Raw genomic sequence first — 15456 nt, forward strand, 5'->3', positions numbered from 1 at the left:
CCACCCGGACGCGCCGGGTGATTATTCAGCCGAACCGTCGGCGGTCACGCCGGCCTCGATGGCGCTGACCGCGAGCGCCGTGCGGGAGGACACATGGAACTTGCGCATGGCGGAGTTGATCTGCGTGGTCACCGTCTTCGGTGAGCGGTGCAGCAGCGCCGCGATCTCCCGGCTGGTGCGGCCGGCGATGACGAGACGTACGACGTCGAGCTCGCGCGGGGAGAGCTGATCGCCATAGCCGCGCCGCCCACCCCGCCACGTCGGTGGCGGCGTGTGCCCATGGTCGCGCATAAACCGGGCAACCCGCTCGGCGTCGCCGGACGCGCCGAGGTCGGCCAGCCCACGGCACACCTCGCCCAACAGAGCCAGCCCAGCATCGGGCCGGCCGGCGGTGAGCAGGCATCGCGCCTGTCGCTCGCGGGCGAGCAGCGCATCGTATGGGCGGGGCAGAGCCTGCCATGCCTCGGCGGCGCGGGCGAACAGATTCGTGGCCCGCTCAGCGGCTTCGTCGCCCTGCGTGAGGATGGCCCGGCACAGGGCCAGGCCCGCCGCTGGCGCGGGCATGTCCCGGCCCCGCAGACCGCGCTCGAACGCGCCCACCACGGCGGCGGCTTCGCCGAGCCGACCGCTGGCGACCAGCGCGTCCACCCGGGCCGGCACCACATCGGTCGCCCACAGCCAGATCTCCTTGTGGGTCACGATGGCGACCGGCTCCTCGGTCACGCCCAACGCATCATCGATCCGGCCGTTGGCCAGCCACGAACGGGCCAGCGCGGCAGCCGGTTCCATCAGGCAGTCCGTCGCACCGCGCTGGCGCCACTCGCCAAGCAGGCGAAGCAAGGCGGCGTCGACGTCGCGTCCCGCCGCAGTGGCCAGCAGGCCCGACACCAGCTCACTCTCCAGGCGGTCCATCGCCAGAACCGATTCGTCCTGAGTCAGCGCGTCGGCCCGTTCCGCCAGGCCCGACCAGTTGCCGACACACCAGTCGAGATGGGCGAGGGTGACCGCCACGCCTACCCGCCAGCGCAGGTACTGGTGGCGTCCGGTCAGTTCGTAGGCCCGGTCGAGCCGGATCCTGGCCTCCACGTACCGGCCCCACCTCACGGCCAGGTCACCGACGTTGAGGTCACGCAGCACCACGTTGCGGCGCTGTACCCGGGTGTCGGTGTCATCCGGCACCTCACCGGCCGCCGCCCAGCCCTCCTCCTCACCCAGCAGCAGCAGGCCCGTGGCCCGGGAACCGGTCGCACCGGGTCGGGCGGCCGGGGGAAGCAGCGGGATCGCCTGCGCGGCCCGGTGCAGCCACTGCAGATGCACCTGCCGGCGCCAAGGGGCACCGCGCGCCCACCCGAGCAGCAACATGGCCCGAGCTGACTCCGGGGACCCAGCGCGCAGGTGCGGGATGGCCGCCTCCAGTTCGGCGCGACTGGCGCCGAACTCGGCCGCCATGTCCAATAGCATCCCGAGCTGGAAGCGCAGCCGGGCGGCCTCGTTCGGGGTCAGGGCCGTGGACGAGATGGCGTCGCGAAGTACCCGCACCAGTTGGCCGATCCGGTCGGCACCGGTCAGCGGGGCCAGCGGCAACCGCTCCATCAGCGCCAGCACCTTCGCGGGCGGCAGATCGGCGGTGGTCAACAGATCGTGCAGCATGGTGACTGCGGCCAGGTCGTCGCCGGCCACCAGCGCCGCCTCGGCGGCCAACTCGGCGTACCTGCACCACCGCTCAGTGTCGCCCGCCTCGCGGAACTGCCAGGCCAGCCGCGCCATCGGCGGTTGCGGCGACGATTCGAGGGCGGTGCCCGCCCGCAAATGCAATGCACGCCGTTCGGATACCGGCATCGACTCGTAAACAGCCCGACTGGCCAGCACATGGCGGTAGCCCACCAGCCCGGCGGCGGTCTCGGCCAACAGGCCGGAGCCGAGCGCCTCGGCCCAATCGGAGCGTTCCGGATCGGCCGACAGTCCGGCGCAGGCGAGCAGCGCCGCTGGCTCGCTCGCCTCGGCGAGCACCGCCGCGGCCCGAAGCACGGCCTGCACTCCGGGGCGCAGCCGGCGCACACGCTCCAGCACCGCGTCGCGCACCGTCGGCGGCACTCTGATGTCGGCGAGGCTGTGGCGCACCCACTCATCGCCGCGGCGCACCAGGTCGGCACGATCGTGCAGCAACCGCACGGACTCCTCCACCGCGAGCGGTACGCCCTCGGTGCGTTCGTGCAGCAGAGCGGCGAATGCCGAAGAGACGTGCCCGTCTGCGAGCATCGACGACACGAGCTCGGCGGTCTCCGCGACGTCCAGCGGCCCGACGCCGAGCCGCAGCAACGTCATTCCCGGCGGCGGACGCGACGACAGCCGCAGCAGCAGCGAATCTGGCGACACATCCTCCGGCCGATAGCTCACGACCAGGCTCAACCGCGCTGGCCGCGCCGCGGCCAGAAACAATAGGAACTCCAGCGTGGCCTCGTCGGCCCAGTGCACGTCCTCCACCACGAGCACGTCGACCTCGAGGCGGCCGATCAGCTCGGCCAACGCCCGGAACAGCCGGTGCCGTCCGGCGAGCGCGTCCTCTGCCGGCTCAGGGGCCGACGGCAGGTCCGCCACCCACTCCGGGAACAGCGGGCGCAGCGCACCAGCGAGCCCGGTCAGCCCCAGCCCGGCGATCCCGTCGGTAGACTGGCGCACCGCGTCAACGACGCAAGCGAGCGTGTACGGACGGCGAACCGGCGGCGCGCTCGCCACCAGTACCCGACCGCGGGTTTCCCGAGCAGTCAGGAACTCCTGCAGCAGCCGGGTTTTCCCGATGCCCGCCTCGCCCTCGATCAGTACCAGTGCCGGCGGCGCGGCCAGCGCCCGAGCCAACCCGGCCAACTCCCGGCCCCGCCCGACAAACCGTGGTGCAGACACCGCCCACGACTCATCCCCGGCCCGGCCATGACAGACTGACGGCGCAACACCCTCGCTCCCCAACGCAACACCCGTCCACAACGCCGCCACGCCCGCCCGGTTGCGCACCCGGTCGACCACCTGTCGCCGGCACGAGCGCGGAAGTGATTGACGATCATGCCCGCGATCGATTGTTTACCGGATGGACGCTGAGCGCAATAATCAGGCATCACCTCCAACCATCGTGGTAGGTCGTACTCCGCTCAGACCATCCCAGGAACTTGAGTGTCAAGCGGCGGCCTCGTTGAGGTGGTGAGACCAGGCGGTCGTCTCGTTGTAGAGGGTGCCGGTTTTGAGGCATCCGTGGAGGATGCCGACGAGGCGGTTGGCCAGTTGGCGCAGGGCGGCGTTGTGGCTGGCGCCGCGGGCGCGTTGCCGGTCGTAGTAGGCGCGGGCGCCGGGCGAGTTGCGCGGCGCCGTGAACGCCTGGGTCATCAGGGCATCAGCCCGGGGTCGAGCAGCCGGGACAGCCACCGCGGCATTGGCCGCGGGCGGCCGATCGGGGCGGCCGGTGCGGGCAGGGTGGTGGTGCTCCACACGGCCAGCACCGCCGACAGGCGGGGCCGGGCGGGGATCAGCGCGTCGGCCGTGATCCACACTCCGGCGGCTTCAAACGGTCCAGGTGGAGCGCCCTACCGGACGTACGACCTGGACCGGCCGGGCGCGGTCTGGTTGCCTTTGGTGCGTCATTGGTGAGCCGACGTCGGAGCTTCCCGGAGCGCCGGGGTCCAGGGCGAGCAGTCCTGGCCGCCGGAGGCTTGATCCGGGTCGTAGGGCCGGAGGCCCTACCCGCCGGAGGCACTGGCCGACCACTCGATCAGCGGCAACTGAGACACCACAGCGGTGAGGCCGGCGTGCTGCGCGGCCTCTACCGGGCATCGGTGCGAAGGCCGGCGACAGCGGAGTTGCGCGGGATTGACGGGTCATTTGGTGCCGGAGGGAGCCGCGATCGCGATAACCACGAAGAGAAGGCCCAGCACGGACAACATGTAGAAGAGCCACGGGTTCCTACGGCCGACGGAGAGCATGTCGACACCACTGAACAGCTGCTCCCGGCGCGACCGACTGATCTTGCTGTAGTTCCAGCCCACCGCCACGCACGCAAGAAACCATCCGAGACCCATCACTCCCCCGACAAGTCGGTCGGCAAGTTCCGAAAACGTCACGATGGCCACCGATCTGTCGCTGGTCGGCGCCGGTCCACGGGCTAGCCGAACGCGGGCCGGTCAAGGTGCGGCCAGGGTAGCGTCAGCCGTCCACGAATCTCCGCCCCGAGCCCAGCGCTGTCCAATGTCGACAGACGCTGGGCTTCGTGGTGCCCGCTGTCGGCCGGCGCGGTCCGGGGTCGGTGCGCGCCGGGGCCGGAGGCATAGGCGCGCACCGTGCCCCGGAACCGCGCCAGCGGGCCGCTTGCGGCCCGCCTTGAAGACGTATGGAAAGTTCTCACCCGGATCGGCAGCGGCCCGGTGTCGTACATATGTACGATCGGCAGGCATGCGGCGGTGGCAACCTGCCTGGCTGGTGCGGGTGCGCCGAGCGGTGCCCGGTGCCTGGCCGAAGACAGAGGTTCACGAGCACCGAGTGACCAGCCCGTCCGAGCTGCGGGCTCTGCTGGCGGCGTGCCGGGCCGACCCGGCGGTCCTGGCGTTCCCGTACGAGCAGCGGCGAGAGCTGGTTGGGGACGAACCATCGACCTGCCAGCGGGGTCACGCCTATGACCGGCCAGGGGAGCCGTACGCCGCGTTCGACCGTGGCTGGATCGACTGCCGCTGCGGGGGTCATGCGGTGTACATCTGCAAGGCGTACGAGGGCGGCCAGCGGTGCACCGATCGCCAGATCGATCCGCCGCTCGCCTACGATTGCGACGCCCGATCGACGATTGGGGCCGCAAGCCCTCATGGCCAATCGTCGGCGTATCGCACGACAACCTAGCTGGCATTAGGATGTTCCACGATCGCGCTTCTGTGGCTGTTGGAGGCGACCTAGTTGGCCGATCCGTCCATTGATCTCTCGACGACGCTTCCTATCGACCCTGTTCTAGGGCAACGGCTGCTGGACATCCTGGCCCCCGCCGTAGAGCTGGAAGACAACTTCGTGGCGCAGCACCGGTTGCCGGTGCATGCCCAGTCCCGCCTGCGCGCTGACGAGTCGGTCGGGAATGCCGCATCCGCATTTAGGACGGCCTCCATCGCCGTTGTAGGCGCGCTCGACCACCTATGTACCTGGCACCAACTCATCGCCGGGGACCTGAATAGGTTCCCGCTGCGTACCTTCTCGCCCTACACGCTTGCCCGCGCCGCGTATGAGCCCGCGTTGCTGACCCTTTGGCTGCTTGATTCCGACGCCAGCAGCGCTGAGCGCATCGGTCGGGGCTACGCGGCGCAACTGCGTAGCCTGCGGGAGGTGCGCAAGTTCCAAGCAGCCGTGGGTATGACCGGCGATTCCGCGAACGCCACGGCCCTACACCAGCGGCTGTTCAACGGCGCGCGCGCAGCCGGCTACGTGACTACCGATGCAAAGGGCGTGGAACGGCTGACGGTCAACGTGCCGCCCATGGTCGACCTCTTCAACCGCTACGACCAACCGACCCCCGCAGCGAGCCAGCCCGAGTGGCTGTACAGGTTCCTGTCTGGGCACGCCCATGGCTTTGAATGGGCGATGATTCGCGGTGCGACAGAAGCAGACCTTGATGGCTTCGATACCGACAAGTTCATGATTCCGGTTGACTTGCTGCTGCTGTGTCACCTTGCTGATCGGACTGTCGCTGTCGTAAGTCGAGCTGTCGCGGCCCACCTTCGCTACCGCACTGATCCGCTTCCGGGTTGAGTGTCTGCCGACTCTGCCGTACCCCTGGCCGGACCTCCTTCCCCGCTGGCGCATGGGGTGCCGAGCCCGGTGTGCGGGTTGAAATCTGTAGCCCTTGATCTTGGCTGCGCGTACCGTTCATTCGTGCAGGAACGCGAGCGACCGCCGTACGAACAACTGATTGCCATGCTGGAACAGATAGAGCCGTGGCTTCGACGCATCGACCCTGCAAGCCCTGCGACCGGGGTTTCGCCGAGCAGTTCCCTGCACGGCGACGACAGTCGAACGCACCCCTACGAAACCAGCCAGGTGGTGTGGCACTCCCTGAGCCATTCAGTCGACCACCTGCACATGCTGCGCACCGTGCTGCGTGATGCCCGAGTCATCCACATGTATTCGCCCTACTCCTTGGTCCGCGTGGCGCTAGAAAATGCCAGCGCCGCCGTGTGGATGCTTGCCCCACCGTCCCGGGCCGACCGCATCACCCGCCGTCTGCGCTTTGCTGCGTCGGACATCCGGAACGGTGAGAAGGTCAAGGAACTCGTCGGTCACGTAGGACCGAGGACTAAAGACGACCGACTCGACGACCTACGCGGGATCGCTCGACGCGAAGGTATCGACGAGGGGTCGGCGGTCAAGCGGGTTACCTATGAAGAGATCGTTCGAGTCGCAGGCGGCCAAACAGCTATCGGCGAGGTGACCACCTGCATGACCTGGAAGATATGCAGCGGCATCGCGCACGGCGACTTCTGGACGACCTTCAACGCTCTGGAGCGCGTCGAGCTGCCGGGCGCGCCGCCCGGCGTGGCGCACCTACGGATATCGGCGAACGTTGAAATGCTGCTGTACGCAGCGTCCTTTGCGTTCGACATGACTCGGTTAGCGTGGGACCTCCTCGATCAGCGTTCGCGCAGCCCCTACGCGTAACTGGCCCTCCGCATGGTCAAGCCAAGACAGGGGGATACGGAGCGGCGACCTGGCGTGCTCGGCACCGTCGGTCCGGCCGCATGTTAAACGCCTGGCTTCACGACTCAATGCCTCGCGAGATCGGCGGTGCCGAACGTTGAACGGCCCTCGGCTGCAACCGAGGGCCGTCCGTTGAACTTTCTGCTCAGGAATCTTGCACGGCAGCCCCTATGGCAGCACGCCGAAGCGCTCGGCCAGCTCGCGTAGCTCGGGCCTGGGGTGCAGTCCGGAGAGCTGGATCAGGTCGCGGGTGACGGCGCGGGCGATGCGGTGGGTGCGGGTCTGCTCCGGGGTCAGCCGCTCAGCCTCTTGGAGCGAGTGCAGCGCCTCGCCAATCTGCCGCCGCATAGCCTGAGCCTGCGAGAGGTCGATCAGATACCGAGCTTGCCGCTCCGGCGACAGTTGAGACGCGTCGACCTCCTGGGCGAGGTCAAGCGCCTGACCGGCGTCGCCGAGTTCCACGGCGATGGCTACGGCGTGGATCGTGACGTTCGTTGGTCCGAACTCGGTGCCGTAGTCGTTGCGGTCGCCTCCGATGCGTTCGGCGATGGTCCGCGCGGTGGCGAGGTGTTCGTATGCTTGCGCGCGGGCGTTGTCGCGTGCCGCTGAGACCGCGAGGATGAGTTGGAAGCCTCCGTAGAGCGACAGTGCTTCCGACTCAGGCTGATTGCTGATGCGGGTCTCCAAGGCGGCTACCGCTGCCTTGGCTACCTCCTGCGCCTGCGTGACCTGGCTGAGGCTGAGGAAGGTGTGCGCCATCCGGAACAGGCTGGCCGCGACGGCAAGCGGGGCGCCGATCGTCTCCGCGATGAATGCCGCCCGGTCGGCGGCGACCCATGCCGCGTCCGTCTCGGCAAGCTTGGCCAGGATCGCCGCCGTCGCCTGGTAGGTGTCCGTTAGCAGCTCTCGGGCGCTTCGACGAAGGTCATCGGAGGCAACTCCGCGAACCGCGGCTTCCAGATCAGAGATCAGGCTCCGCAGGATAGGAGCGAGTTCGCTGTAGCGGCTGGCGTGCACCATCGACCAGACCTGCTCATGACGTTCGCGTAGTTCGTTGAGCTGTTGCTCTGTGACCTGAGAATGCTCGCCCGTGAGTACCGTCCAGATGGCCGGATGTCCGGTGAGCATCAGTCGTAGCAGCTCGAAGTCCTCGGACCGCTCATCGACAGCATCGGCGTCGTCTTCTGCGCCGCGAAGTTCGGCGACGGAGACGCTGAGCACGTCTGCGACCTTCTGGAGGACCGACAGGCGGTCGACGGGCCTGACGCCTCGCTCGACCTGGGATCGCAGCCCTCAATGACCGGTGAGCCCCGTCTTGCCTCGTGGGTGTCGTGGGCGGTGCTGGCGGCCTCGTTCGGGCTGTCCGCGTCGACCTAGATCGCCCTGGCCGAGCTGGCCGGGTTCACCGCGAAGCTGTCCGCATTCGGCGTCACTGCCCGGCTCGCCTGGCTGATGCCGGTCGCGGTGGACGGCTACGTGGTCGTGGCCCTGGTGCTGTGGATGTCACCAGTACCCGCCACCGTGGCCAACTTCGCCAAGCACAACACCTACGGTGCCGCCGGCATCGGCATCCTCGCCCAGTCGGCGTACCACCTGCTATTCATCATGTCGACCGACCGGGCGGTCTGGCGCGTGGTCCTGGCCGCGATCGTGGGTGCTCTGCCCCCGACGTTCGCCGGTCTGGCCGTGCACATGCGTGCCCTGATCCGCCGAGAGAGCACTAACACCAACAACACCGGCCCGTCCACCGTGGACGAGACCGTACCTACCGCCGACCCGCAGCCGACGACGCCTGCGGCTCCCGACCCCACCCCGGCACCCGTGCCGGAGGTGACGCCGGAACCGACCCCGGTACCGGCTGACCCGGACATCCCGACCCCCAACCAGGTGGCGGCCCGGATCACCCCGCCCCCGTCGATCCTGCGCCCGGTACCGGCCCACCGGCCCGGCCCGGATGCCCGCCCGACCCCGACCCGGCCCAACACGCCGACGACGACGCCCGCACAGTTGGCACCGCCCGCCACCGACATGCATGTCACCGAGCCTGGCGCTGCACAACTGGCACTGCCGATCGTCTCCCCGGCGCTGCTGACCCGAGCACGGGACGTGGCCCGGCAGTACCGCACCGAGCACGGAACGCCGATCCCTCGCGGCACGCTCGCCGTGCGGCTCCAGGTGTCCTCCGAGCAAGCCGCCCAGCTCCTGGCGGCCATGGAGTCCAACCGAACCGAACCTGTTCCGACCGTCAACGGCCGTCGCACCGAGGCGACCCGGTGACTGTCTCGACGCTGACCGTCGTACCCGAAGCCTCTGCTTCGGGTACGGCCCCGTGCGCCGAGCCAGACTCGCTGACCCTGTCCCTGCTAGCCCGCTCCACCGACACGCACCGCCAAGCCTTGGCCCGAGCTGCCCGCGCGGACTTCCCTGCCTGGGTGCGGCATGTCCGGGCCGCGTCGGCGTGCGCCCGGCCGATCCGGCTGCACGGCACCATGTCCACGATCGAGGCGGAGACCGGTCGGCTGTTGTCCACGGTGGACACCGCCGACCTGCCGGACGGGGTGATCTACAAGCCGTGCGGCAACCGCCGGGAGGCGCTGTGCCCCTCGTGCTCGGCCCGGTACAAGCGCGACGCGTACCAGATCGTGCGGGCCGGCCTGGTCGGCGGCAAGGGCGTCCCCGAGTCCGTCTCGGCGCATCCGGCGGTGTTCCCGACGTTCACCGCCCCCAGCTTCGGTGAGGTCCACACCCGGTACGTCAGGCGCCACACCTGCACCAAGCGCAAGGACTGTGACTGCCGGCCGGAGCCGTGCCACGCCCGCCGGAACAACCCGAGGTGTCCGCACGGCCGACCGCTGGCGTGCTTCGCCCGCCACGCCGACATCGATACCTTGCTGGGTGCTCCGCTGTGCCCGGACTGCTACGACTACCCGGCGCAGGTGGTCTGGAACGTGCTGGCCGGCGAGTTGTGGCGGCGCACCACCGAGGCCATCCGCAAGTACATGAACCGGCTCGCCCGTGCCCGGGGCATCGAGCCGAAATCGATCCGGCTGGCGATGGGCAAGGCGGCCGAGATGCAGCGCCGGGGCGTCGTCCACTTCCACGCCATCATCCGTCTGGATGGCGCCAATCCCGACGACCGCGGCGACCGGACGATCCTGCCGCCCCCGCCCGGGTTCACCGCGCAGGACCTGGTCGACGCGGTCGACCACGCGGCCGGCACGGAGTTCACCACGAAGCCGCATTGGATCAACCCGGACGGGTGGCGCATCGGCTGGGGTGACCAGATCCTCACAAAGATCATCGCCAAGGTTCCGACCGGTGTCGACGGTGAGGTCACGGACGCGGCGGTCGCGGCGTACTTGGCCAAGTACGCCACCAAGTCGACCGAGGCGGCCGGGATGGTCGCCGGCCGGCTGACCCCCGACACGATCGACCTGTTCGCCAACACCCAGGGCACGCACGCGCAGCGGCTGGTCGCGGCCTGCTGGGCGCTAGGTCGGCCACAGGAGTGGCGGCGGCTGATCCGGTGGGCGCACATGCTCGGCTTCGGCGGCCACTTCTTCACCAAGTCCCGCACCTACTCCGTCAGCTTCGGGTTCCTGCGGGATCAGCGCATCGTGTTCCGCCGCACCGAATCCGGCGGTCCGGGCCGTGACGAGGCCGTGCCCGAACAGTCCACGACGCTGGTCGTCAACTTTCTCCAGTTCGTCGGCGCCGGCTGGCACACCACCGCAGACGCCATGCTCGCCAACACCTCCGCAGCCCTCGCACGCGAGCACCAGCAAGCCGCCCAGGCCGAGCTAGCCACCCTGGCCGCCTGACCAAAACACTGTCAAACCCACCTTGACACCGAACCGGAGAGGAACACGCACACCATGACCGGCCCCACCCCGGCACACCCGGCGTTTCACCGGGCCGCTGACGTGGCTGAGATCCTGCACTGCTCGGAATGGTGGGTCAAACAACAAGCCCGCCAGCGCCGCATCCCGTTCTGCTGGATCGGCGGAAGCTACCGATTCACCGACGAGCACGTCACGCAGATCGCGCGGCTGTTCGAGGTTCCGGCGACGGACCCAGCTACCCCGGCGGCGCCCCGACGCGAGTCCCGCCCACCGGCCGACGCGGACGGCGCCCCGGTCGTCCAGCTCGTCGCGCGGCAACCCCGCCGCGTACGTGCAGCCGCACAGACTGCGGCCTGACCGAACGAGAGGAAGCAACACACGATGGGATTCCCCGAGAAGCGCGACGGGTACTGGCGCGGCCGGTACAAGCTCGCGCCCGGCAAGTACGGCACCGTCAAGGACGCGGCCGGTGGCACGATCCGCTTCCGCACCAAGCGGGAGGCGCAGCAAGCCGCCGACGCGGAAGAGGCCAAGGTACGGGCCGGCTCACACCGCAACCCGGCCGATGGCCGCATCCTGTTCAGCGACTACGCCAACCGCTGGTACGCCGCGCAGGATCTCGCGCCGTCCACGATGCAGATCTACCGCCACCACATCGAGGAACACCTGTTGCCCAAGTTCCAGGACATGGCGATGGCCGACATTTTGAAGGCAGATGTGACCGCGTGGGAGAAGCAGCAGCGGGCGGCCGGCTATGCCGAGTCGAGCATCAGCGGTCGGCGGAAGGTGCTGCACCTGATCCTGGCCGATGCGGTCGAAGAGAAGCTGAGGGAGTCCAACCCGGCGGCCCGGCGGCGCGGCCGGGGCAAGCGGGTGGGCCGATCCCAGCGACGCGGCCCGGAAAAGGCCGTCACGACCGCGTTCGGGGTGCTGCTCATCGCCGAACGGGCCGCGCTGCTGTCCGGCCGCGATGACGAGTTCGTGGCGGTCGTGCTGATGGGGTTCACCGGGATGCGCTGGGGTGAGGTCGTCGGCCTGGAGGTTGGCTACGTCCGGCCGGCGGCGGTCCGGGTGGAGTGGCAACTCTACGAACTCGACAACGGCAAACTCCTCCGCTGCCCGCCCAAGGACGAGTCACGCCGCACGATCGACCTGCCCGACTGGTTGGCCGCGCTGTTGACCGATCACATTCGCCGGACGGAACCGGCCGCGTGTGCCTGCCACGGCCAGACGTACGCGTTCCGGGGCAACGGGTCGGCCAACGGTGCCGCCCGCCGGGCCGGCCCGAAGCTGGTCGACGTCGCGCGGCGGGCCGGGCTGTCGACCGGCACCGTCTCGGCGGTGTTCAACCACCCAGGCTCCGTGCCCGAAGCGACCCGGGTCCGAGTGGAGTTGGCGGCAGGCGAGCTGGGCTACGTACCCGGCGGTGCCCCCGGACAGCCGGCGCCGCACTGGCGACGCAACGGCTTCGCAACCTGGCTGTTCCAACCGGCGGTGACCGGCTGGTACCCAGCCAAGGCGCCCCAGCCGGCCCGGCCGGTACCGCTGCTGGCCGTCCCGTGGCCTGGCATCCCGGTGCGCGGTCGCAACGCGGCCGGCCGGGCGGAAGCCTGCTGGGCGCCGATCGCGCCCGGCTTGACCCCGCATGGGCTGCGGCACACGCAAAAGACGCTGATGGACGGACTCGGCATACCGGCCAAGCTGGCGGACGAGCGCATGGGACACGAGGACGGGTCGGTTCAGGCCCGGTACTCACACGTCACGGCGGACATGCGGGCGCAGCTCCTCGACGGGCTCACCGGGCTGTGGCACACCGCGCTGGACGCCCGCCGCGCGCTGTCGCCCCACTCCCCGGTCGCCGTGCTGGATCGGCTGCTGCGAGAGCGCGCCCGGAAGGTGGGAGAGTGAACCTCCCAAGATCTTCTCCCGAGATTCTCCCCGTGGTCCCCGGAAACGGGAACAGGGCCGGTACCCCTAGCGGGGAGACCTGCCCTGACCTGCGATTTTCCTGGTCGGGACGGCGGGATTTGAACCCACGACCCCTTGACCCCCAGTCAAGTGCGCTACCAAGCTGCGCCACGTCCCGTCACCGCGTACGGCATTCACCGTTGGCGGCCGGTACAGCGTAGCGCACCTCCGTACCGGCCCCGCCCCGCCCTTCCCACCACATGGGCACGCGCCCGGACAAACCTCAGCCGGCGATCACCGCGACCCCGACCCGGCCGCCGTCCACATCGATCACCGTGCCCTGCACGAACCTCGACTCTTCGCTGGCCAGGTACACCGCCGCGTGCGCGATCGCGTCCGGCGAGCCGCTGCCGCCCGCCGGCGTGCCGCGCATCATCACCTGCGCCGGGTGGTCCTCGTTCGCCGACATGTCCGGCGTGAGGATCACGCCCGGCGAGATCGCGTTGACGCGTACCCCGGCCGGGCCGTACTCGGCCGCCCAGGCCCGGGTCAGTGTCTCCACCGCGCCCTTGGTCGAGCTGTACAGGGAGCCGATCGGGATGCCGAGGCGGGCGATCCAGGAGCCCAAGTTGATGATCACACCACTGCCGCGCTCCGCCATGCCGGGTGCGATTGCCGCGGTGAGGAAGTAGGGCGCCTTGACGTTGACCGCGTACACCGTGTCGAAGGTCGTCTCGTCGGTCGAGACAGTTGACGAGCCGGGGTAGATGCCGGCGTTGTTGACCAGGACGTCAATGCGCCCGCCGAGAATCCTGGTGGCCTCGGCCGCCAGGTCGCCGGATGCTTTTGCCGAGCCGTCCAGCGCCGCTGCCACGAAGTCGGCTCGGCCGCCGGCCGCGACGATCTCGGCGATGACCTCGGCGCCTCGCCGCTGGTCGCGGCCGGAGACGACGACGTGGGCGCCCTCGGCGCCGTAGGCGACCGCGATGGCCCGGCCGATGTTGCTGGTGGCGCCGGTCACCAGGGCGGTCTTGCCGGCTAGTCGTGTACCCATGCTGTGCCTCTCAGTTGATCTCGAAGAATCATTGGACCCATCGGTCCAGAAAGCTAACACAGGATTGGACCGGTCGGTCCAGCGCCGGTACCATGGGGGTCATGACCGCGACGAAGCTCACGCCCAAGGGGGCGGCGACCCGTGAGCGCATCGTGGAGGCGGCGGCCGACCTGATCCTGGCTCGCGGGGTCGGCGGCACGAGCCTGGACGACATCCGCGCGGGGACGGCGACCAGCAAGAGCCAGCTGTTCCACTACTTCCCCGGCGGCAAGAGCGAGCTCGTCGGCGCGATCGCGGCGTTCCAGGCCGAGCGGGTGCTCCAGGCGCAGCGGCCGTACCTCGACACGCTGGACACCTGGGAGGCGTGGCAGGGCTGGCGGGACTCCGTCATCGCGCACTACGGCTCGCAACCGCACTGGGGATGCCCGATCGGGTCACTGGCCGGCGAGCTGATGGGCAACGACCCGGCGCGGGCCGCCGACGTGGCCGAGCATCTGAACAAATGGCGGGGGTACCTGCAGGCCGGCGCGGAACGCATGCGCGAATCGGGCCTGCTGCGCGCCGACGCCGACCCGGAGCGCCTGGCGCTGTCGGTCTTCGCGTCGCTGCAGGGCGGCCTGCTGCTCACCCAGACGATGTGCTCGATCGAGCCGCTGGCAGCGGCGCTCGACGGGGCGCTGGCCACGCTCCGCGACTCGGCCGCCTAAACACGACCCCGCTGAACCGAGCCACTGACCGCGGCCCTCGACGAGGCGTTTGGCCACGCTGCGGGCCGCGTCCTTCGACGGGAGACCGCGACGGCTTGGCCGCCCGAAAAGGACCAGGCCGCCCGCGAGCTACCGGACCGCCGAGAGCCCATCTCGCAGTACCGCCAGCATCCGCTGCGGATCTGCCGCGTGGTGGTTTCCGTTGCCGTGCAGGGCGAGCAGCAGCCCGGAGATCAGGGCCATCAGGTCGCCGACGGTGATGTCCGCGCGTACCGCGTGCTGACGCTGGGCCGCTGTCAGCAGGTGCTGGATCTCCTCGCGCAGCTGCGCACCCATTCCGCCGAGCCTGGCGTGGACGTCGACCTGCGCGCCGACCAGGGCGTCCACCAGGTCCTTCTTCGGCCCGGCCTCGGCCACCAGGCGGTCGAGGAGTTCGAACAGGGCGGGGCCGGCGTCGTCGGCCTTCCGTAGCGCCTGGGCGGCCTCGATCAGGTTCTGCATGCGGTCGTGGACGACGGCCTCGAACAGCGCCTCCTTGGTCGGGAAGTGCCGGTACAGCGTGCCGGCCCCCACGCCGGCCCGCCGGGCGATCTCGTCGAGCGGTACGCCGAGTCCACCGGTGGCGAACGCTTCGGCCGCCGCCTGCAGCAGCACGGCTCGGTTGCGTCGCGCGTCGGCGCGGACGGTCCGTTCGGCCACGATCCACTCCTTCCAGGCCCCGCCTGTAAACGGGGCGCACTCTCCGGTACGCTCTAACCGGGGCGCACTCTCCGATTCTACGAAAGGGCCGGCATGACGACACCACGAGACCTCGTCGAACAGTTCCTGCGCACGACGGTGAGCGGACAACCCGGCGATCTCGCCGACTTCTACGCCGACGAGGTCGTCATCGAGATGCCGTTTGCGGTGGCACCGCTGTATCCGGAGCGCATCGAGACGACCCGGGAGCAGCTGCGCGCCCGGTTCGCGGCCGGCGCGGCGGTGCGGCGCTACACGGACCTGGCGGGCGTGCGGATCCACGAGACCGCCGACCCGGAGGTGGTCGTCGTCGAGTACGAACTGCACGGCCAGCTGGTCGCCTCGGGCGAGCCGTTCGCCCTGCGGTTCCTGATGGTGATGACGATCCGCGACGGGCGCATCGTGCACACCCGGGACTACAGCGATCCGATCGCCGGTGCCCGGGCGCTCGGACGGGTGCCCGACCTGCTGGCCGCGTTGACCGCGAACTCCTGAC

14 protein-coding genes, 1 tRNA gene and 1 pseudogene are annotated in these 15456 nt (G+C 69.7%); 8 read left to right on the forward strand and 8 right to left on the reverse strand.

Annotated features, from left to right (window positions below):
- Positions 1-21 precede the first annotated feature (21 nt).
- From Raf01_RS36280 to Raf01_RS36295, 4 genes and pseudogenes are all read right to left on the reverse strand, one after another.
- Positions 22-2901 carry a helix-turn-helix transcriptional regulator gene (locus Raf01_RS36280; RefSeq protein WP_239134243.1) on the reverse strand — a complete coding sequence of 960 codons (2880 nt, stop codon included), beginning with the start codon at positions 2899-2901 and terminating at the stop codon, positions 22-24.
- Positions 2902-3168: 267 nt separating this feature from the next.
- A pseudogene (locus Raf01_RS36285) lies at positions 3169-3384 on the reverse strand (IS110 family transposase); the annotation flags it as partial.
- Positions 3375-3539 (reverse strand): hypothetical protein, encoded by a 165-nt coding sequence (locus tag Raf01_RS36290; RefSeq protein WP_203922633.1) that lies wholly within the window; start codon positions 3537-3539, stop codon positions 3375-3377. The pseudogene Raf01_RS36285 and the gene Raf01_RS36290, both read right to left, overlap by 10 nt.
- A gap of 324 nt (positions 3540-3863) precedes the next feature.
- Positions 3864-4115, reverse strand: a complete 252-nt coding sequence (locus Raf01_RS36295) for a hypothetical protein (protein ID WP_203922634.1) — start codon at positions 4113-4115, stop codon at positions 3864-3866.
- 811 nt (positions 4116-4926) lie between these two features.
- On the opposite strand from Raf01_RS36295, the gene Raf01_RS36300 reads away from it, so the two are divergent.
- Both Raf01_RS36300 and Raf01_RS36305 read left to right on the forward strand, forming a co-directional pair.
- Positions 4927-5766 (forward strand): hypothetical protein, encoded by an 840-nt coding sequence (locus Raf01_RS36300; protein WP_203922635.1) that lies wholly within the window; start codon positions 4927-4929, stop codon positions 5764-5766.
- A 123-nt stretch (positions 5767-5889) separates the two neighbouring features.
- Positions 5890-6672 carry a hypothetical protein gene (locus Raf01_RS36305; protein ID WP_203922636.1) on the forward strand — a complete coding sequence of 261 codons (783 nt, stop codon included), beginning with the start codon at positions 5890-5892 and terminating at the stop codon, positions 6670-6672.
- A gap of 207 nt (positions 6673-6879) precedes the next feature.
- On the opposite strand, the gene Raf01_RS36310 is transcribed toward Raf01_RS36305, so the two are convergent.
- Entirely contained in the window at positions 6880-7932 is a 1053-nt protein-coding gene (locus Raf01_RS36310) for a transcriptional regulator (protein WP_203922637.1), read from the reverse strand.
- Positions 7933-8163: 231 nt separating this feature from the next.
- Here Raf01_RS36310 and Raf01_RS36315 point away from each other — a divergent pair, with 231 nt between their 5' ends.
- The 4 genes from Raf01_RS36315 to Raf01_RS36330 are packed head-to-tail and all read left to right on the forward strand — an operon-like array spanning position 8164 to position 12461.
- Positions 8164-8988 carry a hypothetical protein gene (locus Raf01_RS36315; protein WP_203922638.1) on the forward strand — a complete coding sequence of 275 codons (825 nt, stop codon included), beginning with the start codon at positions 8164-8166 and terminating at the stop codon, positions 8986-8988.
- Positions 8985-10532, forward strand: a complete 1548-nt coding sequence (locus Raf01_RS36320; RefSeq protein WP_239134244.1) for a replication initiator — start codon at positions 8985-8987, stop codon at positions 10530-10532. The genes Raf01_RS36315 and Raf01_RS36320 overlap by 4 nt, the downstream gene beginning before the upstream one ends.
- Positions 10533-10586: 54 nt before the next feature.
- Entirely contained in the window at positions 10587-10910 is a 324-nt protein-coding gene (locus Raf01_RS36325) for a helix-turn-helix domain-containing protein (RefSeq protein ID WP_203922639.1), read from the forward strand.
- Between the two features lie 24 nt (positions 10911-10934).
- Complete coding sequence (locus tag Raf01_RS36330; protein WP_203922640.1) at positions 10935-12461, forward strand: tyrosine-type recombinase/integrase; 1527 nt, start codon at positions 10935-10937, stop codon at positions 12459-12461.
- 101 nt (positions 12462-12562) lie between these two features.
- On the opposite strand, the gene Raf01_RS36335 is transcribed toward Raf01_RS36330, so the two are convergent.
- Positions 12563-12639, reverse strand: a tRNA-Pro gene (locus Raf01_RS36335).
- A 105-nt stretch (positions 12640-12744) separates the two neighbouring features.
- Positions 12745-13515 (reverse strand): SDR family NAD(P)-dependent oxidoreductase, encoded by a 771-nt coding sequence (locus tag Raf01_RS36340; RefSeq protein WP_203922641.1) that lies wholly within the window; start codon positions 13513-13515, stop codon positions 12745-12747.
- 101 nt (positions 13516-13616) lie between these two features.
- Here Raf01_RS36340 and Raf01_RS36345 point away from each other — a divergent pair, with 101 nt between their 5' ends.
- The gene (locus Raf01_RS36345) at positions 13617-14222 is read left to right on the forward strand and encodes a TetR/AcrR family transcriptional regulator (protein ID WP_203922642.1); all 606 of its coding nucleotides are present in this window, start codon (positions 13617-13619) and stop codon (positions 14220-14222) included.
- A 129-nt stretch (positions 14223-14351) separates the two neighbouring features.
- Here Raf01_RS36345 and Raf01_RS36350 read toward each other — a convergent pair whose 3' ends face one another.
- Positions 14352-14921 carry a TetR/AcrR family transcriptional regulator gene (locus tag Raf01_RS36350; protein WP_203922643.1) on the reverse strand — a complete coding sequence of 190 codons (570 nt, stop codon included), beginning with the start codon at positions 14919-14921 and terminating at the stop codon, positions 14352-14354.
- Positions 14922-15014: 93 nt separating this feature from the next.
- Between Raf01_RS36350 and Raf01_RS36355 the strand changes: the two genes are divergently transcribed.
- Positions 15015-15455: a nuclear transport factor 2 family protein gene (locus tag Raf01_RS36355; RefSeq protein ID WP_203922644.1), complete on the forward strand. Its 441-nt coding sequence runs from the start codon at positions 15015-15017 to the stop codon at positions 15453-15455.
- The last annotated feature ends 1 nt before the right edge of the window (position 15456 follow it).

This window comes from Rugosimonospora africana (assembly GCF_016862975.1).
Taxonomy (GTDB): domain Bacteria; phylum Actinomycetota; class Actinomycetes; order Mycobacteriales; family Micromonosporaceae; genus Rugosimonospora; species Rugosimonospora africana.